Source organism: Pseudomonas sp. GW821-FHT07F05 (genome assembly GCF_059418765.1).
This window is the reverse complement of sequence record NZ_JBWKQL010000001.1, coordinates 691,784-714,645: the sequence shown is the minus strand read 5'-3', so window position 1 is coordinate 714,645 and position 22,862 is coordinate 691,784. Positions and strand designations below refer to the sequence as shown.

20 protein-coding genes are annotated in these 22,862 nt (G+C 61.7%); 9 read left to right on the top strand and 11 right to left on the bottom strand.

The window, feature by feature from the left end:
- Positions 1 to 37 precede the first annotated feature (37 nt).
- Complete coding sequence (locus AC07RO_RS03350) at positions 38 to 1,099, bottom strand: DUF2066 domain-containing protein (RefSeq protein ID WP_495085340.1); 1,062 nt, start codon at positions 1,097 to 1,099, stop codon at positions 38 to 40.
- A gap of 331 nt (positions 1,100 to 1,430) precedes the next feature.
- Between AC07RO_RS03350 and purM the strand changes: the two genes are divergently transcribed.
- The 4 genes from purM to AC07RO_RS03330 all read left to right on the top strand — a co-directional run bounded on the left by purM (position 1,431) and on the right by AC07RO_RS03330 (position 4,344).
- Complete coding sequence (gene purM / locus AC07RO_RS03345; protein ID WP_346626497.1) at positions 1,431 to 2,489, top strand: phosphoribosylformylglycinamidine cyclo-ligase; 1,059 nt, start codon at positions 1,431 to 1,433, stop codon at positions 2,487 to 2,489.
- Between the two features lie 8 nt (positions 2,490 to 2,497).
- Positions 2,498 to 3,148: a phosphoribosylglycinamide formyltransferase gene (gene purN, locus AC07RO_RS03340; RefSeq protein WP_346626728.1), complete on the top strand. Its 651-nt coding sequence runs from the start codon at positions 2,498 to 2,500 to the stop codon at positions 3,146 to 3,148.
- An 8-nt stretch (positions 3,149 to 3,156) separates the two neighbouring features.
- Entirely contained in the window at positions 3,157 to 3,873 is a 717-nt protein-coding gene (locus AC07RO_RS03335) for a DUF3108 domain-containing protein (RefSeq protein WP_192172860.1), read from the top strand.
- Between the two features lie 282 nt (positions 3,874 to 4,155).
- Positions 4,156 to 4,344, top strand: coding sequence for a hypothetical protein (locus AC07RO_RS03330; protein WP_282371765.1), 189 nt, complete (start codon positions 4,156 to 4,158; stop codon positions 4,342 to 4,344).
- A gap of 73 nt (positions 4,345 to 4,417) precedes the next feature.
- Here the strand turns inward: AC07RO_RS03330 and AC07RO_RS03325 are convergent, their stop codons facing one another.
- The 7 genes from AC07RO_RS03325 to AC07RO_RS03295 all read right to left on the bottom strand — a co-directional run bounded on the left by AC07RO_RS03325 (position 4,418) and on the right by AC07RO_RS03295 (position 13,029).
- Complete coding sequence (locus AC07RO_RS03325) at positions 4,418 to 4,960, bottom strand: DUF2058 domain-containing protein (protein ID WP_074890960.1); 543 nt, start codon at positions 4,958 to 4,960, stop codon at positions 4,418 to 4,420.
- Positions 4,961 to 4,986: 26 nt separating this feature from the next.
- Positions 4,987 to 5,820, bottom strand: a complete 834-nt coding sequence (gene mazG, locus AC07RO_RS03320; protein ID WP_192172861.1) for a nucleoside triphosphate pyrophosphohydrolase — start codon at positions 5,818 to 5,820, stop codon at positions 4,987 to 4,989.
- Between the two features lie 192 nt (positions 5,821 to 6,012).
- A complete protein-coding gene (gene relA / locus AC07RO_RS03315) occupies positions 6,013 to 8,256 on the bottom strand; it encodes a GTP diphosphokinase (protein WP_192172862.1) in 2,244 nt (747 codons plus the stop codon).
- 156 nt (positions 8,257 to 8,412) lie between these two features.
- On the bottom strand, positions 8,413 to 9,768 hold the full coding sequence (gene rlmD, locus AC07RO_RS03310) for a 23S rRNA (uracil(1939)-C(5))-methyltransferase RlmD (RefSeq protein WP_495085267.1): 1,356 nt from the start codon (positions 9,766 to 9,768) through the stop codon (positions 8,413 to 8,415).
- Positions 9,768 to 10,670 carry a cysteine synthase CysM gene (gene cysM, locus AC07RO_RS03305; RefSeq protein ID WP_495008836.1) on the bottom strand — a complete coding sequence of 301 codons (903 nt, stop codon included), beginning with the start codon at positions 10,668 to 10,670 and terminating at the stop codon, positions 9,768 to 9,770. The genes rlmD and cysM overlap by 1 nt, the downstream gene beginning before the upstream one ends.
- A gap of 227 nt (positions 10,671 to 10,897) precedes the next feature.
- The gene (locus AC07RO_RS03300) at positions 10,898 to 12,274 is read right to left on the bottom strand and encodes a sensor histidine kinase (RefSeq protein WP_495085266.1); all 1,377 of its coding nucleotides are present in this window, start codon (positions 12,272 to 12,274) and stop codon (positions 10,898 to 10,900) included.
- Positions 12,275 to 12,282: 8 nt separating this feature from the next.
- Positions 12,283 to 13,029: a response regulator transcription factor gene (locus tag AC07RO_RS03295; protein ID WP_192172866.1), complete on the bottom strand. Its 747-nt coding sequence runs from the start codon at positions 13,027 to 13,029 to the stop codon at positions 12,283 to 12,285.
- Between the two features lie 488 nt (positions 13,030 to 13,517).
- Here AC07RO_RS03295 and AC07RO_RS03290 point away from each other — a divergent pair, with 488 nt between their 5' ends.
- From AC07RO_RS03290 to AC07RO_RS03270, 5 genes are all read left to right on the top strand, one after another.
- Positions 13,518 to 16,271: a response regulator gene (locus AC07RO_RS03290; RefSeq protein ID WP_192172955.1), complete on the top strand. Its 2,754-nt coding sequence runs from the start codon at positions 13,518 to 13,520 to the stop codon at positions 16,269 to 16,271.
- A 179-nt stretch (positions 16,272 to 16,450) separates the two neighbouring features.
- The gene (locus tag AC07RO_RS03285) at positions 16,451 to 17,437 is read left to right on the top strand and encodes a 2-hydroxyacid dehydrogenase (RefSeq protein WP_495085265.1); all 987 of its coding nucleotides are present in this window, start codon (positions 16,451 to 16,453) and stop codon (positions 17,435 to 17,437) included.
- 85 nt (positions 17,438 to 17,522) lie between these two features.
- On the top strand, positions 17,523 to 17,960 hold the full coding sequence (locus tag AC07RO_RS03280) for a hypothetical protein (protein ID WP_495085264.1): 438 nt from the start codon (positions 17,523 to 17,525) through the stop codon (positions 17,958 to 17,960).
- Positions 17,957 to 18,361, top strand: a complete 405-nt coding sequence (locus tag AC07RO_RS03275; RefSeq protein ID WP_495085263.1) for an META domain-containing protein — start codon at positions 17,957 to 17,959, stop codon at positions 18,359 to 18,361. Before AC07RO_RS03280 ends, AC07RO_RS03275 begins: the two co-directional genes overlap by 4 nt.
- A 289-nt stretch (positions 18,362 to 18,650) precedes the next feature.
- Positions 18,651 to 19,172 (top strand): cysteine hydrolase family protein, encoded by a 522-nt coding sequence (locus tag AC07RO_RS03270; protein WP_495085262.1) that lies wholly within the window; start codon positions 18,651 to 18,653, stop codon positions 19,170 to 19,172.
- 355 nt (positions 19,173 to 19,527) lie between these two features.
- On the opposite strand, the gene AC07RO_RS03265 is transcribed toward AC07RO_RS03270, so the two are convergent.
- From AC07RO_RS03265 to AC07RO_RS03255, 3 genes are all read right to left on the bottom strand, one after another.
- The gene (locus AC07RO_RS03265) at positions 19,528 to 20,094 is read right to left on the bottom strand and encodes an ankyrin repeat domain-containing protein (protein WP_282371775.1); all 567 of its coding nucleotides are present in this window, start codon (positions 20,092 to 20,094) and stop codon (positions 19,528 to 19,530) included.
- Between the two features lie 53 nt (positions 20,095 to 20,147).
- Positions 20,148 to 21,623: a catalase KatB gene (gene katB / locus AC07RO_RS03260; RefSeq protein WP_495085339.1), complete on the bottom strand. Its 1,476-nt coding sequence runs from the start codon at positions 21,621 to 21,623 to the stop codon at positions 20,148 to 20,150.
- A 160-nt stretch (positions 21,624 to 21,783) separates the two neighbouring features.
- Positions 21,784 to 22,716: an acyltransferase family protein gene (locus tag AC07RO_RS03255; RefSeq protein WP_495085338.1), complete on the bottom strand. Its 933-nt coding sequence runs from the start codon at positions 22,714 to 22,716 to the stop codon at positions 21,784 to 21,786.
- Positions 22,717 to 22,862: the final 146 nt, after the last annotated feature.

Sequence of the window (22,862 nt, the reverse complement as noted above, 5' to 3'; positions counted from 1 at the left end):
GGATGATGTGCTTCGAGCAACGTCGTTATGAACCTGTTCACCAACGGAAGTGCAATGCGCTGTCCGAAACAGCAGGCGGCTGCGGTGCTACCGGCGTGCCGTCCGCAGCAACGGGCGCGGCGTTGACCGGCGCGCTGGCGATTTCACCGGCCGGCACTTCCTGCAGTTTCGCCAGCGCCAGTTGGGAACGCAATTGATCGGGGCTGCCGCTGACGTCGAACGCGATGCGATCACCGTCGGCTGATTTCAGGCGGCCGCCGAACGGTTCGAGCAGGCGCAACAGCTGCGCGTAACGCTCAAGATTCATGCCCTGCACATCCAGCACCATGCCCGTCGAGGCGCCGGGCTTGACCACGAAGCGTGGCGCCAGACGCTGGCTCACTGCCAACAGTACCGCGTCGGCCAGTTCCGCCGAGCTCGCGCCGCTGGCACTGCCCTGCTCCATCTTGTCGCCCAGCCACAGGTGCCATTTTCCCTGCCACTGGCCGCCGTTTTCCTGCGCGTGAACCGCCAGAATCGCGTCCGAACCGTAACGCTCGGAAGCCTCTTTGAGTGGGGCGACATTATTGCCATCGAGGGTCTTGGCGTTGCCGATGCCCTGCTCGCCAAGGTCGGCCAGCGGCAGACGTAACGGCAGACCGCGATGCTGAGCGGCGCGGCGAAGAGGCTCGGCAGAGGCTTGGCCGTCGCCGACCAAGTTGGCGCCGTCAGTGGCGTCGTTCAGCCACCAGGCCATGATCACCGGACGGTTGGTGCCCCACAACGACAGTCCCGCCTGACGCATGACGCGTTCGGTGCTCGCCGGGTCGAAATCAACCTGCAGGGTTTCGGGCGGGCCGGCGTCGTAGCCGTACTGGCTGATGATTTGCTGAGGGTCCTTGCGCACCTCGGCAAGGCCGCCGTTCTGCACGGCCTTTGGGTCGCCGGTCAGGCGGATGACCAGGGTTTCCAGCGCGGCCTGGGTGGCGCGGGTTTTTTCGTCCGGGTTCTGGCCGCTGACGGGCTCGCGCACCTGATAGAGATTGTTCACCGTCTCGGCGAACGCCGGCAGACTCATCAATGAGAGGCAACCCACGAACAGGCAGTTTTTTAGGCGCATGAAGGAAGGTGGACGCATGAAGGATTCCCGCTGGGTAAAAAGGCAACGCTATAAATAGCTGCATGAACATGAGTGACCCGACTCTGACCGCAGACGCGCCCGAATCGCTCACTCAGGCGCCAACGTTACACCGGATCCCGCCAGCGACGAACGGGTGCGGCGGGATAAACCGGGTTATTTTTTCTTCACGACAGTCCTGCCCGTCGGCCCAAGGATGGCCGCTTGCGCCCAACCCTGATAAAATCGCGCGCCTTCGCAGACCGGCGATGACAAGGCCCCGCGTCGTTGCCACTCGGTCGTTACCCCGAATCCCCCCCTAAAGGCCTGGATCATGAGCAAGCAACCCTCCCTGAGCTACAAAGACGCCGGTGTTGACATCGACGCCGGTGAAGCGCTGGTCGAACGCATCAAGAGCGTCGCCAAGCGCACCAAGCGCCCGGAAGTGATGGGCGGCCTCGGGGGCTTCGGCGCTCTGTGCGAAATCCCGGCCGGCTACAAGCAGCCTGTTCTGGTCAGTGGCACCGACGGTGTCGGCACCAAGCTGCGTCTGGCACTGAACCTGAACAAACACGACACCATCGGCATCGACCTGGTCGCCATGTGCGTCAACGATCTGGTGGTCTGCGGCGCCGAGCCGCTGTTCTTCCTCGACTACTACGCCACCGGCAAACTGAACGTCGACACCGCGGCTCAAGTGGTCACCGGCATCGGCGCGGGCTGCGAGCTGGCGGGCTGCTCCTTGGTCGGCGGCGAAACCGCTGAAATGCCCGGCATGTACGAAGGCGAAGACTACGACCTGGCCGGCTTCTGCGTCGGCGTCGTGGAGAAAGCCGATATCATCGACGGCTCCAAGGTTGCCGCCGGTGACGCGCTGATCGCCCTGCCGTCTTCCGGTCCGCACTCCAATGGCTACTCGCTGATCCGCAAGATCATCGAAGTGGCAGGTGCCGATATCGAAAACATCCAGCTCGACGGCAAGCCGCTGACCGAACTGCTGATGGCACCGACCCGCATTTACGTCAAGCAGCTGCTCAAGCTGATCAAAGACACCGGCGCGGTAAAAGCCATGGCCCACATCACCGGCGGCGGCCTGCTGGACAACATTCCGCGCGTGCTGCCTGAAGGCTCCCAGGCCATCGTCGACGTGGCGAGCTGGACCCGTCCGGCGGTGTTCGACTGGCTGCAGGAAAAAGGCAACGTGGATGAGCACGAGATGCACCGCGTGCTGAACTGCGGCGTCGGCATGGTCATCTGCGTCGCCCAGGAACATGTTGAAGTCTCGCTCAACGCCCTGCGTGAAGCCGGCGAGCAGCCTTGGGTGATCGGCCAGATCGGCACGGCTGCCGAAGGCGCTGCGCAAGTCGAGCTGAAGAACGTCAAGGCTCATTAATGCCTGACATGCCCCAACCCTGTGATGTGGTGGTGCTGCTGTCCGGCACTGGCGGTAACCTGCAGGCGATGATTGACAGCTTTCAGGACAGCGCGAGCCCTGCCCGCATCCGCGCGGTGATCTCCAACCGCGCCGATGCGTTCGGGCTCGAGCGGGCCGCCCGCGCAGGGATCGACACCTTGGTGCTCGATCACACCGGCTACGAAGGTCGCGAGGCCTTCGATGGGGCGCTGATCGAGGCCATTGATTCGTTTCAGCCGTCGCTGGTGGTGCTCGCCGGCTTCATGCGCATTCTCACGCCCGGGTTCGTCCGCCACTATCACGGGCGCCTGCTGAATATCCACCCTTCCCTGCTTCCGCTGTATAAAGGCCTGCACACCCATCAACGGGTGCTCGACGCCGGCGATGCCGAGCATGGCTGCAGCGTGCACTTTGTCACGGAGGAACTCGATGGGGGGCCTCTGGTCGTACAGGCAGTTGTTTCTGTAGAGTTGCACGACACGCCCGCCACGCTGGCACAGAGGGTTCACGCCCAGGAACACCTGATTTATCCCCTGGCCATTCGCTGGTTCGCCGAAGGACGTTTGACCCTCGACGAACATGGCGCCTCACTGGACGGCCAGCCCTTAGGGCCCAGCGGCCACTTGATCCGACCTTAGGAGATATTATGCGTCGCGCTTTGCTCTTCGCTTTCGCCCTTTTCGCACTTCCCGCAGTCAACGCGGCAGACCTTCAACCTTTCTCCGCCAGCTATACCGCTGACTGGAAACAGCTGCCCATGAGCGGTGGCAGCGCCAGCCGCAGCCTCGAGAAGAACGCCAACGGCACCTGGACCCTGAGCTTCAAGGCGTCGATGATGATCGCCAGCCTGACCGAAGTCAGTACCCTCAAGGTCGACAAGGATCAACTGCTGCCACAGACCTACCACTTCGAACGTGGCGGCCTGGGCAAGAGCAAGACGGTCGATCTGGTGTTCGACTGGCCCACCAAATTCATCACCGGCTCGGACCGTGGCAACGCGGTGAAAATCCCGCTGAATGCCGGCATCCTCGACAAGTCCACCTACCAGCTCGCGCTGCAGCATGACGTGGCGGCGGGCAAAAAGAGCATGTCGTATCAGGTCGTCGACGGTGACGAAATCGACACCTATGACTTCCGCGTGCTGGGCACTGAAAAGGTCGACACCAAGGTCGGCTCGGTTGACGCCATCAAGGTCGAGCGCGTGCGTGATCCAACGCAGAACAAGCGCATCACCGTGATGTGGTTCGCCAAGGACTACGACTACCTGCTGGTTCGCCTGCAACAGGTCGAAACCGACGGCAAGGAATACAACATCATGCTGCAGGACGGCACGGTGAACGGTAAGTCGGTCAAAGGCAGCTGATGCACGCCTGACATCGAGCGTCATACGAAAAACCCCGCCTTCATGGCGGGGTTTTTTTTGGCGTCGGAAAGTGAGTCAGGCCTACATGAAAGATTCTTCATGGCCTCCAACCGGGTGTGACAAAACGTCAGACACCCTTCGAATACAAGCATTTAGCGCACTGTTACGGATTCGGTAAATAACTGTTGCCAGATGCGCACATTTACTTAGCCGGCTATCAAAAACTATAAAGAAGGCCTGCGACGTCCTGCCGCAGATATCCAAGAGTCAGGAGTTTGCACTATGACCGTAACTGTTACTGAACGCGACGACGCCCATATCTCCCACGAGGCCATTGCCGATGGCATCCAGATCTGGGATGTACGCCAACAAGACCAGCTGGTAGGGATGTTTCATCACGAATCGGACGCACAGCGTTACGCAGCAGAGCTTGCCGAGCAAGAAGCCAAGCTACAGGCCAGTCACTCGTAATTTCGGAATCTCAGCAAAACAAAACCCGCCTGTTGGCGGGTTTTGTTGTTTTAGCGGAGTGCGCGACAGACGCTTACCACATTAGATCGTCCGGGATCTTGTACGCGGCGTACGGATCGTCGCCTTCGGGCTCCTCGGTCGGGGCGCTGAGCATGACGATGCGGCGCGGGTCGCGCTCCTGCACCTTGAGGGCGGCTTCGCGGGGGATCACCTCGTAGGTGCCGCCGTGGTGCACGATGGCCAGCGCGCCGCTGCTCAGCTTGCTGCGCATCAGGGCGTTGACCGACAGGCGCTTGACCTTTTTGTCGTCGACGAAGTTGTAGTAATCCTCGGTGGTCAGCTTCGGCAGGCGCGTGGCTTCGATCAACTGCTTGACCTGGGCGGCACGGGCTTTCTGCTCGATCTTTTCCTGCTGCTGACGATTCAACTCCTGGTCGCGTTTGGCTTTCTCGGCCATCGCTTCCTGGGCCGCGCGCTGGCTGGTGTCGTCCGCCACTGCCTGGCCCTTGTGCACCAGACGCTGTTCCTTCTGCTTGCTCTTGCTGGCCTGCTTCGCCTGTTTTTCATTGACCAGGCCGGCTTTCAGCAACTGGTCACGAAGGGAAATACCCGCCATCTGTCTTCTCTCTCTAAATAGTCAACTCAACCGCAGTTGGGCGTGATCTTTTCCTGGCGCTTGGCTTCGCCCCAGAGCGCATCCATCTCTTCGAGGCTGCAATCTTCAATGGGGCGCCGGGTGTCGCGCAAGGCCTGTTCGATAAATCTGAAGCGCCGCTCGAATTTGGCGTTGGCGGCGCGCAGGGCATTTTCCGGATCGACCTTGAGGTGCCGGGCCAGATTGACGGCGGCGAACAGCAGATCGCCGACTTCTTCGGTGATGGCCGCGCTGTCGTTGTCGGCCATGGCTTCGAGGACCTCGTCGAGTTCCTCGCGCACGTTATCGACCACCGGCAATGCGTCCGGCCAGTCGAACCCGACCTGGGCGGCGCGCTTCTGCAACTTCGCTGCCCGCGACAATGCCGGAAGTACACCCGGCACGTCGTCGAGCAGGGAAAGCTGCTCGGGGGCACTGGCCTTTTCGGCACGCTCCTCGGCCTTGATCTGTTCCCAGCGATGCTTGACCTGCTCTTCGCTGAGGCGCGGTGTTTCCAGCGGCGCGTACAGATCGCCGGTCGGGAACACGTGGGGATGACGGCGAATCAGTTTGCGGGTGATGCCGTCGACCACGCCGTCGAACTCGAAGCGCCCTTCTTCCCGCGCCAGCTGGCAGTAATACACCACTTGAAACAGCAGATCGCCGAGCTCACCGCGCAGGTCATCGAAGTCGCCACGCTCGATGGCGTCGGCCACTTCGTAGGCTTCTTCAAGGGTGTGCGGCACGATACTCGCGTAATTCTGCTTCACGTCCCACGGGCAACCGAATTGCGGATCGCGCAAGCGGGCCATGAGCGTGAGCAGGTCTTGGAGGCTATACATGGGGGTCTCTCTTCGTTCGCAGCTGTAAGCGACAAGCCACAAGCTTCAAGTTATCCGCGTACGGCTTGAAGCTGATCGTTCCCACGCTCTGCGTGGGAATGCCCGCCTGGACGCTCTGCGTCCCACGAGTGACGCGGAGCGTCACGGACTGCGTTCCCACGCAGAGCGTGGGAACGATCAACCGCCGTAAAATCACGGCGTTCTATTACGCCGCGTTTCGATGATGTTCGGCAGTTGCGAGATGCGCCCCAGCAGCCGGCCCAGCGCGTCCAGGCCCGGGATCTCGATGGTCAGCGACATCAGCGCGGTGTTGTCTTCCTTGTTCGAGCGGGTGTTGACCGCCAGCACGTTGATGCGCTCGTTGAGCAGGATCTGCGAGACGTCACGCAGCAGGCCCGACCGGTCGTAGGCGCGGATGATGATGTCCACCGGGTAGGTGAGCACCGGCACCGGGCCCCAGCTGACCTGGATGATCCGCTCGGGTTCGCGCCCGCCCAGTTGCAGCACCGAGGCGCAGTCCTGACGGTGAATGCTCACGCCGCGGCCCTGGGTGATGTAACCGACGATCGCATCGCCCGGCAGCGGCTGGCAGCAGCCGGCCATCTGCGTCATCAGGTTGCCGACGCCCTGTATCTGAATATCCCCGCGCTTGCCCGGTTTGTAACCCGTGGCCTTGCGCGGAATCAGCTCCAGTTGCTCGTTGCCGCGTTCAGGCTCGACCAGTTGCTGGGCCAGATTGACCAACTGAGCAATGCGCAGGTCGCCAGCACCGAGGGCCGCGAACATGTCTTCGGCCATCTTCATGTTGGCCTTCTCAGCCAGCTTGTCGAAGTCCACCTGAGGCAGCGCCAGACGCGCCAGTTCACGCTCCAGCAATACCTTGCCGGCGGCGACGTTCTGGTCGCGGGCCTGCAGCTTGAACCAGTGCACGATCTTCGCCCGCGCCCGAGACGTGGTGATGTAACCCAGGTTCGAGTTCAGCCAGTCGCGGCTCGGCGTACCGTGCTTGCTGGTGATGATCTCCACCTGCTCGCCCGTCTGCAGGCTGTAGTTGAGCGGGACGATGCGGCCGTTGATCTTGGCGCCACGGCAGTTGTGGCCGATCTCGGTGTGCACGCGATAGGCAAAGTCCAGCGGCGTCGCACCCTTGGGCAGGTCGATGGCGTGACCGTCCGGGGTGAACACGTAGACGCGGTCGGGCTCGATGTCGACCCGCAGCTGTTCCGCCAGCCCGCCGATGTCGCCCAGCTCTTCATGCCACTCGAGGACCTGACGCAGCCAGGAGATTTTCTCTTCGTAGTGATTGGAGCCGGACTTGACGTCGGTGCCCTTGTACTTCCAGTGCGCGCAGACGCCCAGTTCGGCCTCTTCGTGCATGGCGTGGGTGCGGATCTGCACTTCCAGCACCTTGCCTTCCGGGCCGATCACCGCCGTGTGCAGCGAGCGATAGCCGTTTTCCTTGGGGTTGGCGATGTAGTCGTCGAATTCCTTGGGAATGTGCCGCCACAGGGTGTGGACGATGCCGAGGGCGGTGTAGCAATCACGCATCTCCGGCACCAGCACGCGAACGGCGCGAACGTCGTAGATCTGGCTGAATTCCAGGCCTTTGCGCTGCATCTTTCGCCAGATCGAGTAGATGTGCTTGGCCCGGCCGCTGATGTCCGCCTTGACGCCGGTGGCCAGCAATTCGTTCGACAGCTGCGACATCACGTCGGTGATGAAGCGCTCGCGATCGAGCCGACGCTCGTGCAGCAGCTTGGCGATCTGCTTGTACTGCTCAGGCTCCAGGTAGCGGAAGGACAGGTCCTCCAGCTCCCACTTGATGTGACCGATGCCCAAGCGGTGGGCCAGTGGCGCGTAGATGTCGAAGACTTCCCGGGCCACGCGATTGCGCTTTTCATCGTCGGTGTTCTTCACCGCGCGGATGGCGCAGGTGCGTTCAGCCAGCTTGATCAGCGCGACGCGCACGTCATCGACCATGGCCACCAGCATCTTGCGCAGGTTTTCGACTTGGGCCTGAGTGCCGAGCACCAGAGACTGGCGCGGGCTGAGACTGGCGCTGATCGCCGCCATGCGCAGCACGCCGTCGATGAGTTTGGCGACGGTGGGGCCGAAGCGCTGGTTGACGTCGGGCAGCGAGATTTTGCCTTCGCGCACGCCGCGATAAATCACGGCGGCGACGAGTGAATCCTGATCGAGCTTGAGATCGGCCAGGATTTCAGCGATTTCCAGGCCCGTCTGAAAACTCGACGTGCCCTCCGCCCAGAGGTTCTTGGCGGCGTTGTCCTGTTGCTCGGCGTGCCGGGCAAATTCACAGGCCTCTTTCAAGGCCTGTCGGTCCACCGCGAGGTCGACGCTGACCACGTGATCCAGCCACGCGTCGAGGTTGATACTGCCGTCTGTGTTGATCGGCTGGTGGGGTCTCACCTGTACCATGTTGCTTACCTTCCCTACGGCGCGATGAAATGCGCCTTCAGTCGCCGGCCTTCTTGAGCGCGTGCGCCTTGCGGGCCATGCAAGGTCGCGTACGCGCGGGCCAGTCGGATTAAACGAGACTCCGTGTAAGGCATCGGCATTTCCTGAGCCGCCGCCTCACTTGCTCGCTTCAAATAACGCCATCGCCTCGACATGCGCTGTCTGCGGGAACATATCGAGGATTCCGGCACGTTTTAAACGGTAGCCCTGCTTGATCAATTCAACGGTGTCGCGGGCCAGCGTAGCCGGGTTGCACGACACATAAAGGACGCGTTGAGCGCCCAGCGACTTGAGCTTGCCCACTGCTTCGAACGCCCCGTCACGCGGCGGATCGAGCAGCACTGCGGCGAAACCTTCCGCCACCCAGGCCGCCTTGTCCAGTGGCTGCGACAGATCGGCCTGATAAAACTTCACGTTGTTCAAACCGTTGCTGGCAGCATTGGCCGTCGCCCGCTGAACCATGGCGTCGACGCCCTCCACGGCCACCACGTCGCGCGTCATTTGCGCCAGCGGTAGAGCGAAGTTACCAAGCCCGCAGAACAAGTCCAGCACTCGTTCGTCCTTGCCGGGCGCGAGCCAGTCCAGGGCCTGTTCGATCATCGCGGTATTGACCTGAGCGTTGACCTGCACGAAGTCGCCGGGGCGATAGGCCAGGGACAGATTCCACGGTTCCAGGCGGTAGCCCAGTTGCGCCGGAGGGTCGACCGGTTGTGGCTCGCCTTCGCCGTGCAACCACAGCTGCGCATCATGGGTTTCGCAAAATGCTTTGAGAATTGCCAGATCGCTTTCAGGCAACGGCGCGGTGTGGCGCAGCAGCACGGCGTTGGCCGACCCGCTGAACAGCTCGACATGCCCCAGCGCCTGAGGTTTGCTCAGGCTGCGAAGCATGGGCGCCAGCGACGTCATGATCGGTTGCAAGGCCTGTACCAGCACCGGGCATTGTTCGATGGCGATGATGTCCTGACTTGCCGCGGCGCGGAATCCGACGTCCAGGCGTTTGGCGCGGACGTCCCAGCGCACGGCGACGCGGGCGCGGCGACGGTAGGCATATTCATCACCGGTCAGCGGCGCGGCCCATTGCTCCGGCTCGGCCCCGGCGATGCGGCTCAATTGCTCCGCGAGCATGCTCTGTTTCAGGGCGAGCTGTTCGGCGTGGGGCATGTGCTGGGTGCTGCAACCGCCGCAACGGCCGAAATGCGGACACGCTGCCGGGCGCCGTATCGGGCTGGCCTGGAACACCCGCTCAGTGCGGGCTTCGACGACTTTGCCGTGGGCATTGAGCACGCGGGCCTCGACCTCTTCGCCAGCCAGACTGCCCATGACAAACCAGGTGCGGCCTTCAACGAAACCGATGCCGCGACCGTCGTTGGCCAGCCGCTCGATGTTCAGGCGTTGTTTTTTACCGGTAGGAACCTGCGTGGTCCGGGTGCCGCCGCTGGGCTGGAAACGCAGGCCTGCATCACGCTTGGCCATCAGTTGGGCGCATCGTAGACGCCGGTCGACAGGTAACGGTCGCCGCGGTCACAAATAATCGCGACCATCACCGCGTTCTCGACTTCCTGGGAGAGACGTAGCATGCCGGCCACGGAACCGCCCGACGACACGCCACAGAAAATACCTTCTTCCCGCGCCAGACGACGCATGACGTTCTCGGCTTCGGCCTGGCCCATATCCATGATCCGGTCGACACGGTCGGCCTGATAAATGCTCGGCAGGTATTCGGTTGGCCAGCGGCGAATGCCCGGAATCGACGCGCCGTCCATAGGCTGGAGGCCGACGATCTGGATGTTCGGGTTCTGTTCCTTGAGGAAACGCGAGGTGCCCATGATGGTGCCGGTGGTGCCCATGGAGCTGACGAAATGGGTGACGGTGCCGCCGGTCTGCTGCCAGATTTCCGGGCCGGTGCCGACGTAATGCGCCTGCGGGTTGTCGCCATTGGCGAACTGGTCGAGTACCTTGCCGCGACCTTCCGCCTGCATGCGCTCGGCCAGATCACGGGCGCCTTCCATGCCCTCTTCCTTGCTGACCAGAATCAGTTCGGCGCCATAGGCAGTCATGGCAGCCTTGCGCTCGGCGCTGGAGTTGTCGGGCATGATCAGAATCATGCGATAGCCCTTGATCGCCGCGGCCATGGCCAGGGCGATGCCGGTGTTGCCGGAGGTGGCTTCGATCAGGGTATCGCCGGGGTGGATCTGCCCGCGCAATTCGGCACGGGTAATCATCGACAGCGCCGGGCGGTCCTTCACGGAACCGGCCGGGTTATTGCCTTCGAGCTTGAGCAGCAACGTGTTGCTGGTGTTCCCGGCCATGCGTTGCAGACGCACCAGCGGGGTGTTGCCGACGCAATCGGCGATGGTTGGATACTGCAGGGTCATGGCGTTTTCGCGATCCAGACGTGCGGGGGTCGCCTATCATACCGGCAATCGTTGCCAGCCCATATCACGCAAAGTGAGGGGGTTATCGCTGAATGGAATAAGGCAGAGGATTTCTGCACAGGCGAACCGGAGATATCCGGGATAACACGCCATCGCCCTGCCGCTGCAAAACCTGTGGGACTGCGTTATTCGCCCGATACAGCGGCGCCTGGACCTCGAGGCGCTTCCTAAAAAGGTCGCGTCCCTCGGGCCGGCAAACGCATGATCATCCTCAAGCCCTGCCCCGTGTTTTCGGCCCACAAATCCCCGTCCTGCAGGCGCAGCGAATTGCGCGCGATGCTCAGCCCCAGCCCGAACCCACCGTCACCTGGGCGAGCGCCGTCCAGGCGGATGAACGGCGCGAAGATCCGCTCGAGATCGCCCTCGTCGATCCCTCCGCCCTGATCTTCCAGCCACAACAGCCAGTCATCCCCTTCGCGGCGACCGTCGAGGCGCACGATGCCCTCGGGCGGAGAATGGCGGATGGCGTTGCGCAGAATGTTTTCCAGCGCCTGGGCCAGGGTGTTGAGATGTCCACTGACCCAGCACTCGCTGTCCAGATCGCAGCGCAACTGACGGGACGGCCAGCAGGTTTCGAAACAGGCGTCGTCCACCAGCATCTCCCACAGCGCCACGACCTGAATGTCTTCGCCGGGAAGTTTTTCGCGCTCGGTGTCGAGCCAGGCCAGTTGTAGGGTGTCGTCGACCAGGCGGCGCATGCCGTCCACTTCCCGGCTAAGGCGCTCGCGCAATTCGGGCAAGGTTTGCTCGCTGTCGCAGGCCACGCGCAGGCGACTGAGGGGCGTGCGCAGTTCGTGGGAGAGGTCACGCAACAACTGCTGTTGAACCTGCACCGTCGAGTGCAGGCGCGCGGCCATGTGATCAAAGGCGCGGTTCAGCTCGCCCAGCTCGTCGCGTCGCTCGGTCATTTGCGGCGACAGTCGGCTCGACAATCGGTCGGCGCGCCACGCGTTGGCCTGTTCGCGCAGTTGGTTCAGCGGACGAATCAGCAGGCGATACAGCCCAACGCACAGCAGCAAGGTAAACAGCGCGGGAATCAGCACATTGGTCAGGATTTGCCCGACCCACGCATACCGACCCGGCTTGAAGCGCTCAGGCAGTTCGATCACCAGACTCCCCGCGCCCGGGTTGCCGGGAAACGCGATCTTCAGCCAGGGCACGGTCTTCTGCCGCGTGCTCATCGGCCAGTCGATGCCGCGCATGAACGTCAGCCGTTGCGACTGATCGCGGGTCAGCGGCGTGCTGCCAAGAGACTGCAAGTCGCTGCCGATGACCCCGACCCAGCCGGTTTCCTGCAGACGGACCTGCTTCAGCCATTCGTCGATGCCGGGCTGACCGCCGCTGTTCCACGCCCTTTCGGCCTGCGCCGCATAGTCGTTGAGCACCTGATGGGCTTCGGCATTCAGATACGCGTTGCGGGTCTCGATGTAGCGGCCCCAATACCAGCTGAGCCAGATCATCAGCAGGCAGAAGCCGACCAGCAGAACCGCCAGTTTCCAGAACAGCGAATGCCGGCCGGGCAGTCGTTTGCGCGGCTCAATCATTCGACACCTCAGGCATCCTGCACCGCCGCGGTCAGTACATAGCCCTTCCCCCACACGGTGCGCAGTTGCCGCGCCTGATAGCCGACGGCCTTGAGCTTGCGACGAATCTGGCTGATGTGCATGTCCAGGCTGCGGTCGTGCTGGGAATAGCCGCGCTGCAGGACGTGCTGATACAGGAAGGCCTTGCTGAGGACGTCTTCCTGATTGCGCCAAAGGGTATCGAGCAGGCGGTACTCGCTGCCCGTCAATTGCGCGGGGCTACCGGCGAAGAAGACATCGCAGCGCCCGTCATCGAAGGTCAGGCCGTCTTCTTCAGGTTTCTCCACGCCGGCATCGGGCTCGTGGGCGGTCAGGGCATGGAAGCGTCTTTCCAGCTCGACCCGGCGCAGGATCGCTTCGATGCGCACGCGCAACTCATCGACGCTGAAGGGTTTGGGCAGGTAATCGTCGGCGCCGTTCTGGAAACCGGTGATGCGGTCAGCCTCGGCGCCAAGGGCGGACATGAGGATGATCGGCACGGTGTGGCGGCGGCGCAAATGGGTGAGGATGTCGAGGCCGTTCATGCCCGGCAGCAGGATGTCCATCAGCACCACATCAAAGGGTTCGCGTTGCGCACAGGCCAGTCCTTCGGCGCCGTTCTGGCACCAGGTCACCTGAAACCCGCAGCGATCCAGCTGATCGTGGACAAAAGCGCCGAGCACGACATCGTCCTCGATGGCGAGTATGTGGGGGCGGTGGATGCTGGCGGGAGTCATTGGCGTCTGCGAGTGATTCTCAAGACGCGGATTATTCAAGATTGCGCGCGACGGGGCAATGCTGGCCTGCCGGCGATGCGTACTTTTGGGTAGGACTGCGTCGCTTAGGTAGGACCGGCTTCAGCCGGGAATAGGCCAGCGTGGGCAACATCAATTTTCGCGGTGTGACATCTAATGTCTTCCCGGCTGAAGCCAGTCCTACAAGGGAAGTGTCCAGTCCCATCAAGTGTGCACGCTGCGCTCCCGTAGGACCGGCTTCAGCCGGGAAGAGGCCAGTTTGGGCGCCATCAAATCTGCAGTGTGACGCCCGACGCCTTCCCGGCTAAAGCCGGTCCTACAAGGGGCGTGTCCAAATCCATCAGGTGTGCGCGCGCCGGTCCCACTGTGTGCATGAAGCGCAAATGACTACACTGCGCAGTGATTGTGCGTCACACGCTGCATTGGCGCAGCAATTGCCTGAATTCGTGCCGGGTTGGTGGAGAAGAAGTGTGCTGAGAAAAGTGGGCATCAAAGGCCGCGTCATGCTGCTGACCCTGCTCCCGGCCTGCCTGATGGCGGCGTTGCTGGGGGGATATTTCACCTGGATGCAGCTGACCGAGTTGCAGACCCAGTTGCTCAAGCGTGGCGAAATGATTGCCAACGAGCTGGCGCCGCTGTCCGCCGGCGCGCTGGCCAGCGGCGATCAGGCCATGCTCGAACGCATCGCCGGGCAGGTGCTGGAACAGGCCGACGTGCGCGCGGTGTCGTTCCTTGACGCCGACCGCGCGATGCTGGCCCACGCCGGCCCGAGCATGATCAACCAGGCACCCATCGGTAACAGCACGCACATGCTGCAGCGCTCGGAAAATGATGCCACCCGCTACCTGATGCCGGTGTTCGGGCGCAGCCGTCATCTGACCGGCGATGTCGTGCCCGCCGAAGCTGACCGTCTGCTGGGCTGGGTCGAGCTGGAACTGTCCCACAACGGCACCCTGCTGCGCGGTTATCGCAGCCTGTTTGCCAGCCTGATCCTGATTGTCATCGGCCTCGGCCTGACCGCCATGCTCTCCCTGCGCATGAGCCGCACCATCAACGGCCCGATCACTCAGATCAAACACGTCGTCGCTCAACTGAAGGATGGCAATCTGGAAGCGCGATTGCCGCCCATGGGCAGTTACGAGCTGGACGAACTCGGTTCGGGCATCAATCGCATGGCGGCGACGTTGCAGAACGCCCAGGAAGAATTGCAGCACAGCATCGAGCAGGCCACCGAAGACGTGCGCCAGAACCTGGAAACCATCGAAATCCAGAACATCGAGCTGGACCTGGCGCGCAAGGAAGCCCTGGAAGCCAGCCGGATCAAGTCCGAGTTTCTGGCGAACATGAGCCATGAAATCCGCACGCCGCTCAACGGCATTCTCGGTTTCACCCACCTGTTGCAGAAAAGCGAACTGACGCCGCGCCAGTACGATTACCTGGGCACCATCGAAAAATCCGCCGACAACTTGCTGAGCATCATCAACGAGATTCTGGATTTCTCGAAGATCGAGGCCGGCAAGCTGGTGCTCGACGCGATCCCCTTCAACCTGCGCGACCTGTTGCAGGACACCTTGACCATCCTCGCCCCCGCCGCCCACGCCAAACAGCTGGAGCTGGTGAGCCTGGTTTATCGCGACACGCCGCTGTCGCTGGTGGGCGATCCGCTGCGCCTGCGGCAGATCCTGACCAACCTCGTCAGCAATGCGATCAAGTTCACCCGCGAGGGCACCATCGTGGCGCGGGCGATGCTGGAGGAGGAGCACGACACCACCGTGCAACTGCGCATCAGCGTGCAGGACACCGGCATCGGCCTGTCCAGTCAGGACGTGCGCGCACTGTTTCAGGCGTTCAGTCAGGCGGACAACTCGCTGTCGCGCCACTCCGGCGGCACCGGATTGGGGTTGGTGATTTCCAAGCGGCTGGTGGAGCAGATGGGCGGCGAGATCGGCGTCGAGAGCACGCCCGGCGAAGGTTCGGAATTCTGGATCAGCCTGACGCTGCCGAAAACCCGCGACGACCTCGAAGACCTCCCCGCCCCGCCGCTGCTGGGCCGGCGCGTGGCGGTGCTGGAGCATCACGACCTGTCGCGCCAGGCCCTTGAGCATCAACTGGAAGACTGCGGCCTGCAGCCGATGGTCTTCAACAATCTGGAAAACCTCATCAATGGCGTGACGGTGGTGCACCAGACGCCCCACGCCATCGACATGGCCGTGCTCGGCGTGACTGCCCACGAGCTGCCGCCCGAGCGTCTGCGCCAGCAGATCTGGGACCTGGAAAACCTCAACTGCAAAGTGCTGGTGCTGTGCCCCACCACCGAACAGGCGCTGTATCAGTTTTCCGTGCCCGACGCCTACAACCAGTTGCAGGCCAAGCCGGCGTGCACGCGCAAATTGCGCCGCGCGCTGTCGGAGTTGATCCAGCCCAAGCAGTTGCGCAACGAGGTACCGGAGCCGCTGTCGAGCCGGCCGCCGCGCATTCTCTGTGTGGACGACAACCCGGCAAACCTGTTGCTGGTGCAGACCTTGCTCGAAGACATGGGCGCCAGAGTCAAGGCCGTCGACAGTGGTTATGCGGCGGTGCAAGCGGTGCAGGATGAACCCTTCGATCTGGTGCTGATGGACGTGCAGATGCCGGGCATGGACGGGCGTCAGGCCACCGAAGAAATCCGCAGCTGGGAGAGCGAACGTCAGGCCTCGTCGCTGCCGATCGTCGCCCTCACCGCCCACGCCATGGCCAACGAAAAGCGCGCGCTGTTGCAGAGCGGCATGGACGACTACCTGACCAAGCCGATCAGCGAGCGTCAACTGGCGCAGGTGGTGCTGAAGTGGACCGGGCTGGCGCTGCGCAATCAGGCGCCGGAGCGGCACGTCGAAATCGCCCAGGGCGGTATTAATTTGCAGGTGCTCGATCACGAGGAGGGGCTTCGGCTGGCGGCGGGGAAAGCCGACCTGGCGGCGGACATGCTGGCGATGCTGCTGGCCTCCCTCGCCACCGACCGCGAAGCCATCCTCACTGCCCGCGAGGCCAGGGACAACGTCGCACTGATCGAACGCGTCCACCGCCTTCACGGCGCGACCCGTTACTGCGGCGTCCCGCAATTGCGCGCGGCCTGTCAACGCAGCGAGACCCTGCTGAAGCAGGAATCGGCGGACAGCGACAAGGCACTGGATGAATTGGAGAAGGCCATCAACCGCCTGGAAACCGAGGCCCGTGTGAGTGCTTGATCTGGGTCACTGGTTTTTTGTTCTGTGATGGATAGGCTGCAGGGTTCGGGGTGGGTCAGGTCAAATGAGGGCACTGACAGAACGCCTTCGCGAGCAAGCTCACTCCTACAGTGGATATGCGGGGTGCCTAAATCTCACGTTCGACGCGACATTGCAGGCCCATCTATAAAGGAACAACCATGCGCACGCTTGTTTACAGCAGCCAGACTTACGACCGCGAGAGCTTTCTCGGCGCGCAGATCGCGCCGGACATCGAACTGCATTTCCAGCCCGCGCGGTTGACCCTGGACACGGTGGCGCTGGCCGATCAATACGAGGTGGTCTGCGCCTTCATCAATGATGACCTGAGCGCGCCGGTTCTTGAGCAACTGGCCGCAGGCGGCACCAAGCTGATCGCCCTGCGCTCGGCCGGCTTCAATCACGTCGACCTCGCCGTCGCCAAGCGCCTCGGCCTGAGCGTCGTGCGGGTTCCGGCCTACTCGCCCCATGCCGTGGCCGAGCATGCGGTGGCGTTGATCCTATCGTTGAACCGCCATCTGCACCGTGCTTACAACCGCACCCGCGACGGCGATTTCAGCCTGCACGGCCTGACCGGTTTCGATCTGGTGGGCAAGACCGTCGGCGTGGTCGGCACCGGGCAGATCGGGGCGACGTTCGCACGGATCATGGCCGGCTTCGGCTGCCAACTGCTGGCCTACGACCCGTACCCGAACCCGCTGGTCGAAGCACTGGGCGCCCGCTATCTGCCCCTCGACGAATTGCTCGCCGAAGCGCAGATCATCAGCCTGCACTGCCCGCTCAACGAGCACACCCGGCACCTGATCAACCCGGATTCGCTGTCGCGCATGCAGCACGGCGCGATGCTGATCAATACCGGGCGCGGCGCGCTGGTGAACACGCCGGCGCTGATCGACGCGCTCAAAAGCGGTCAGCTGGGTTACCTCGGGCTGGACGTCTATGAAGAGGAAGCGCAGCTGTTTTTCGAAGACCGCTCGGACCTGCCGCTGCAGGACGATGTGCTGGCGCGCCTGCTGACATTCCCTAATGTGGTGATCACCGCCCATCAGGCGTTTCTGACCAAAGAAGCCCTCGGCGCCATCGCCCAGACTACGCTGGATAACGTCACCGATTGGGCGGCGGGCAGCCCGCAGAATCTGGTGCAGTGAGCGCGTTCTCTTCCGATCCCGGGCCGGTCGGCAGCGAGAATCCCCTCTCTAAAGTGTTAGCATGCGCGCCTATTTGGAGACCCCCATGGCCGAACACGATTTCCGTTACAGCATGCTCACCCCGCAACACACCCTGATCGAATGCCGCAGCCTGGCGGTCGGTCGCTACCAGGTCACCGGCAACGGCGGCTCGATCAAGCCCGACGACGTGCTGCTGGTCACCGTTAAAGGCAGCAAAGAGCTGTTCATGCGTTTGAACGTGGAAAAAGTCCGTCACCTGATCAACCCGACCGGTCAATGGGTCGCCGTTGCCAATGGCCCGGCGTTCACCGAGTTGGCGATCCATCAGTGGAAAGTGAACTGCAACAACTGCGGCAAAGAGCGCGACATCGAATTCATGGTCGACGGCAAAGACGGCAAAAAAGCCCTCAAGCCTGCCGCCACCGCACGCATCGAGGAACTGGGCTGGAAGGTCGTCGGCGAGAACCACCTCTGCCCTGCCTGCGCGAAGAAAGCCGCATGAAACCGCTTTTGCTGACACTGCTGGCGGCCACGCTGCTGGCAGGATGCGCCACCAAACCCCCTGCCCTCAAGCAGGACCACGGTTACGTGCTGGAATGGATCGGTGAACGGCCGTTGATCGACAACAGCCACCTGACCATGACCCTGGGCAACGACGGCCGCGCCTACGGCAACGCCGGCTGCAACCACTGGTTCGCGTCGTACCAGTTGCAGGGTGATGCGATCAGCTTCGGCCCGGTCGGCAGCACCCGCAAACTGTGCGCGCCTGCGCTGATGGAACAGGAACACCGGTTCCTTGAAGCGATGGGTAAAGTGCAGCGGTGGGATGTGTCGCCCATCGAGCAACTGCGGTTGTGGCCTGCCCAGGGCAAACCGTTGCGGTTCTGGCTGGAGGAGGACTGAGGCTGGCTGGCATTTGCAGGAGCGTGGCTTGCCCCGCGACATGGCGTGAAGCGGCAGTAGAAATGGCATTCATCCTGACCATGTTCACTTGCAACACCGTCCCGACAACGTTAACTTCGGGCTCATGACTACGCCACGCTTCGAATCGACCACAACCTTCACGACCGCCACTGGCGGGTCGTGGGAGGTTGTGTGAATTAAACCAGCACACAATCCCAAAGACCCGCCAGCAATGGATCGGGTCTTTTTTTTGCCCCGGTTTTGCTGGCACCCACGTAAGGAAACGCACATGTATGCACTTCTGATTCTCGACATGCAGGTAGGGCTTGTTCATGGCCCGGACAAACCTAGGGAAGTCCGGGCGCTTATCAACACATTGAATGAACTCATGAGGAGTGCCCGAGCAACAGGAGCCCCCATCTTTCTTGCCCGCCATATAGGTCCAGCAGGGTCTCCAATTGAGCCGGGCAGCCCGCTCACCGAGCTTGTCCAAGAGTTACAGCTAATGGGTGACGAAGTCATTTTCGAGAAAAAACGCCCCAACGCCTTCGCTCAGACTGACCTGGCAACTCTGCTACGTGAGCGCGAGTGTGACGGCGTCGTCGTTACAGGTATGAAAACTCAATACTGCGTAGACAGTACCTGCCGCGCCGCCAGCGATTGCGGATTTGATGCTGTCCTCATCGCAGACGGACACACCTGTTCCGATACTCCAGGACTCACAGCAGAGGCCATCGTTGCCCACCATAATGCGACGTTAGGTGGACCATTCTGCCGAGTCGTCCAGGCTGATGAATGGAGTTTCAGTTAACTCCCCTGATCGGCCCTGCCAGCGTCAATCTGCCCTTGGCGCTGTCCTTGCCACAACCCGTTAGCGGTCATAAACAGCCAATCTAGCGCCGATAGGAACGGCACTTGCACGGAATGTTGATAAGCGGTGTGACGGGCCAAATGCGGAATGTCTTCTCAGTGTTGATCAACTATGGTCGCGCGCCATTGGCGAAGCTGTTCCCAACTGGATGAGCGCGGTATCCAATATTTCTTTGAGCTCACACTCCTTGGCATCTTCGCGAGCAAGCTCGCTCCCACAATTTCGTGCATCGGCAGAACCATCTGCGGTGTTGTTTGATGTGACTGACTAGGCTGACGGACGCGCTTCGCATCCGTCACCTGTTCGACGACAACGGCTGAAACTCGCCGCGCTCCAGGTTTTGCACCTTGTTGCCCATGGCGTCCGTGGCATTGAGATCCGCGCCTTTGGCCGCCAGTGCGTCAAGAACATCCTTGCGATGGAACAGCGCCGCGTACATGGCGGCGGTCTGACCCGCGTTATTGCGTTGATCGGGCGCGCAATTGGCGTCGACCAGTTGGCGAGCGATGCTGAGTTCGCCTTTGAAGATCGCCCCCATCAACGCCGTGTTGCCCCTCAGATCTTTGGCGCAGGGATCAGCGCCCGCATTGAGCAGTTGGGTGACGGTCGATTGTTGGCCGTGGTACGCGGCGAGAATCAGGGCGGTGTAGCCTTTTTCGTCCTGTACGTTCAGGTCGAACTTTGCGTTGATGAATTCGTTGAGCATGTCTTGGCGGCCGTCTCGGGCAGCCTGGAAAAACAGCTCCCGAAGTTGCGCCTGGGTGTCGCCGGCAGTGTCGGCAGCGGTGCCGCTATCGGATGGGCTGGCCTGGGCCACGCCCGCCGCCAGACACAGCAGCAACACATAAAGGGTTCTGCGCATGTGATGTCCTCCAGAAACCCCGACCCGCCGTGCAAACGGGCCGGGGTGGTCGATCAGTCCTGCAGTGCAGCGGCCAGTTGCTTGACCTTGGCCAGATCGCCATTGGCAACCTTGGTCACGCCAGTGCCGTATTCCGGATCTGCCTTGTAGAGGAACGACAGCATGATGTTCTTGCTCTCGGTATCGGTGGTCGCCAGGGATTCACCAAAGCTCTGGATCAGGTCCTTGCGGTCCTTCTCGCTGTAGGAACGATACAAGTCGCCCGCCTGCTTGAAGTTTTGCTCTTTCTGGATCTTGGCTTGTTGTGTGCTGCCGGACAGTGGCAGTTGGCTGTAGCGCGCCTCTTCAACCGCTGGACGCGGATTGAGTCGGCTTGGCTCGTAGTTCACGCCAGTCGTGGTGTGCCCGGTATTGAGCGGGCCGTCCTGGTTGCCGTTGTTGACCTTGACCCGTGGCGCGTTGATCGGGAGGCTCAACACGTTAGGCCCCACGCGATAGAGCTGGGTGTCCGCGTAGGAAAATACCCGGCCTTGCAGCAAGCGATCTTCCGAAGGCTCGATACCCGGTACGACGTTGGCGGGCGCCATGGCGACCTGCTCGGTTTCCTGGAAGAAGTTGTCCACGTTCTTGTTCAGGACCATCTGGCCGATTTTGCGCTCGGGAATATTCGGCCAGATTTTGGTGGCGTCCAGCGGGTCGAAGTCGAACTTCGCCAGGTCCTCAGGCTTGACCACCTGGACGTACAGGTCCCATTTCGGGAAGTCACCCTTGTTGATGGCGCCCACCAGATCGTGGGTCAGGTGGCTGTAGTCCTTGGACTGCACTTCAGCGACCTGCTTGGGATCGAGGTTCTTCAGGCCCTGCAGGCTCTTCCAGTGAAACTTCACATAGTTGACTTCGCCCTTGGCGTTCACCAGTTTGTAGGCATGCACGCCGTTGCCGTCCATGGTGCGATAGCTGGCGGGTGTGCCTTCGTTGGAGTACAGCAAGGTCAACGTACGCGTGGCTTCCGGGACGTGGGAGAAGAAATCGAAACGTCGCGAATCATCATCCAGGTTGGTGCGCGGGTCAGGCTTGAAGGCGTGGACCATGTCCGGGAACTTGATCGCGTCGCGGATGAAGAACGTCGGGAAGTTGTTACCCACCAGGTCCCAATTGCCATCGGCCGTGTAGAACTTGGTGGCGAAGCCGCGCGGGTCACGCAGGGTTTCAGGGGAGTGATTGCCGTGGACGACGGCGGAGAACCGCACGAACACCGGGGTGTGCTCGCCTTTGCGGAAGACCGCGGCTTTGCTCAGATCAGAGGCGTCGTCGGACGCGACAAATTCGCCGTGGACGCCAGTGCCGCGCGCATGCACGACACGCTCCGGAATACGTTCACGATCGAAGCGCTGGAGTTTTTGCAGCAGCTGCACATCTTGCAGGAGGACCGGGCCGTTCGGGCCGGCGGTCTGGGAGTTCTGGTTATCGCCAACGGCGGCGCCATTGTCGCGGGTCAGGGTGTCAGCGTACGCTGCAGAACTGACCATCAGGCTCGCGCCAATCAGGCTGGCGGCAATATGGGAGCGGGGTAAGTACATCGCGGACTCTCTCTTTCTGGTTGTTCTGAGAGTCAAAGCCTACGGCTAGAGCCCGCGATTGCTGAATTAGTTCTGGCTATGCGTTTGATAGGTTTAAAAATATTGACGGTCAACCGACGGGCATCACCATCCTGCGCCGCAACAGCTGCTTGCCCAGCGCTTGCCCTCTGAGCTCGACATAGTGATAAGTCGCGCTGGAAATCGTCACGACTACCGCCAGAATCAGCAGCACCATCAGGTTATTCAACCAGCCGTGCCCGGTGTCCAGGTAGCGGATGTCATCCAGCATCGGCGCGGCAGCAAAACCGGTTTTTTTCTGCACCACCATAAAAGCCGAAATCACGAAGAACAGCACGGCCAGATGGGTCAGGTAGATAGAGTAGGACCACCGCCCCAGACGCGCGAAGCATTCGTGCCTGAGCACGCGTGACAGCGCCCCGCCATCAAAGGCAAACAGCACGATGGTCACGCAGAACACCGCGCTGGCCGCCAGTACCTTTTGCGGCAAATCCGAGGTCAGCACCCACCAGATGGCGACTGCTGCCAAGGCTTCCAGCACGCTAAGTAATGCAAAGCCAGGTGCCACCCAGCGCCTCAGGCGGGTGAAAAGAGCGTAAGCCAGTGCCCCGGCGAAGAAACAGCCCACGCCTTTTTGCGCGGAGACGGTCAGCACATCGATTTCGCGGTAAAGCAGAGCAAATCCGACGAGGGCAATGACTGTCCACAGCAGGTATCGCCGAGTAGACGCCATGAGCACGGTGGCGGCGAATAGCATGTAGGTCCAGTACTCGATGCTGATGCTCCGGGACGCGGTGTTGAATGACAGGTTTTCCGTCAGGTGCGTCCAGCTTTGCAGCAGCAGGAGATTGGGCAGAATCTGCGACGGCGCGTAAATGCCGGTGAAGGGCGTCTGGTTGAAGGAAAAACCTCGCCTGTAGGCGGCGTACTTGAGGCATTCCAGGCCAACGAATAGCGCGAGCATGAAAACATGCAGGGGTAGCAGGCGAAAGGTGCGCGAAACCAGGAAGCGGCTGAAGTCCAGTTAGCGCTTGCTTCCGTAGGCATGGGCCATGACGAAGCCGCTGCGAAGAAAAACTCGACGAACAAGTCGGCGTTGGAGAAGAACGCCCACTCCGTGATGCTGCTGACGACATGGGTATGGTAAAGGACAACCGCTATTGCGCAGAT

What these genes read in the sequence shown, in the direction of transcription:
- AC07RO_RS03350 (WP_495085340.1), bottom strand. Translation starts at nt 1,099, where the DNA reads ATGCGCCTAAAAAACTGCCTGTTCGTGGGTTGCCTCTCATTGATGAGT.
- AC07RO_RS03300 (WP_495085266.1), bottom strand. Translation starts at nt 12,274, where the DNA reads ATGATTGAGCCGCGCAAACGACTGCCCGGCCGGCATTCGCTGTTCTGG.
- mazG (WP_192172861.1), bottom strand. Translation starts at nt 5,820, where the DNA reads ATGTATAGCCTCCAAGACCTGCTCACGCTCATGGCCCGCTTGCGCGAT.
- AC07RO_RS03265 (WP_282371775.1), bottom strand. Translation starts at nt 20,094, where the DNA reads ATGCGCAGAACCCTTTATGTGTTGCTGCTGTGTCTGGCGGCGGGCGTG.
- purN (WP_346626728.1), top strand. Translation starts at nt 2,498, where the DNA reads ATGCCCCAACCCTGTGATGTGGTGGTGCTGCTGTCCGGCACTGGCGGT.
- AC07RO_RS03295 (WP_192172866.1), bottom strand. Translation starts at nt 13,029, where the DNA reads ATGACTCCCGCCAGCATCCACCGCCCCCACATACTCGCCATCGAGGAC.
- relA (WP_192172862.1), bottom strand. Translation starts at nt 8,256, where the DNA reads ATGGTACAGGTGAGACCCCACCAGCCGATCAACACAGACGGCAGTATC.
- AC07RO_RS03285 (WP_495085265.1), top strand. Translation starts at nt 16,451, where the DNA reads ATGCGCACGCTTGTTTACAGCAGCCAGACTTACGACCGCGAGAGCTTT.
- cysM (WP_495008836.1), bottom strand. Translation starts at nt 10,670, where the DNA reads ATGACCCTGCAGTATCCAACCATCGCCGATTGCGTCGGCAACACCCCG.
- AC07RO_RS03280 (WP_495085264.1), top strand. Translation starts at nt 17,523, where the DNA reads ATGGCCGAACACGATTTCCGTTACAGCATGCTCACCCCGCAACACACC.
- katB (WP_495085339.1), bottom strand. Translation starts at nt 21,623, where the DNA reads ATGGTCAGTTCTGCAGCGTACGCTGACACCCTGACCCGCGACAATGGC.
- AC07RO_RS03330 (WP_282371765.1), top strand. Translation starts at nt 4,156, where the DNA reads ATGACCGTAACTGTTACTGAACGCGACGACGCCCATATCTCCCACGAG.
- purM (WP_346626497.1), top strand. Translation starts at nt 1,431, where the DNA reads ATGAGCAAGCAACCCTCCCTGAGCTACAAAGACGCCGGTGTTGACATC.
- AC07RO_RS03335 (WP_192172860.1), top strand. Translation starts at nt 3,157, where the DNA reads ATGCGTCGCGCTTTGCTCTTCGCTTTCGCCCTTTTCGCACTTCCCGCA.
- AC07RO_RS03270 (WP_495085262.1), top strand. Translation starts at nt 18,651, where the DNA reads ATGTATGCACTTCTGATTCTCGACATGCAGGTAGGGCTTGTTCATGGC.
- AC07RO_RS03275 (WP_495085263.1), top strand. Translation starts at nt 17,957, where the DNA reads ATGAAACCGCTTTTGCTGACACTGCTGGCGGCCACGCTGCTGGCAGGA.
- rlmD (WP_495085267.1), bottom strand. Translation starts at nt 9,768, where the DNA reads ATGGCCAAGCGTGATGCAGGCCTGCGTTTCCAGCCCAGCGGCGGCACC.
- AC07RO_RS03325 (WP_074890960.1), bottom strand. Translation starts at nt 4,960, where the DNA reads ATGGCGGGTATTTCCCTTCGTGACCAGTTGCTGAAAGCCGGCCTGGTC.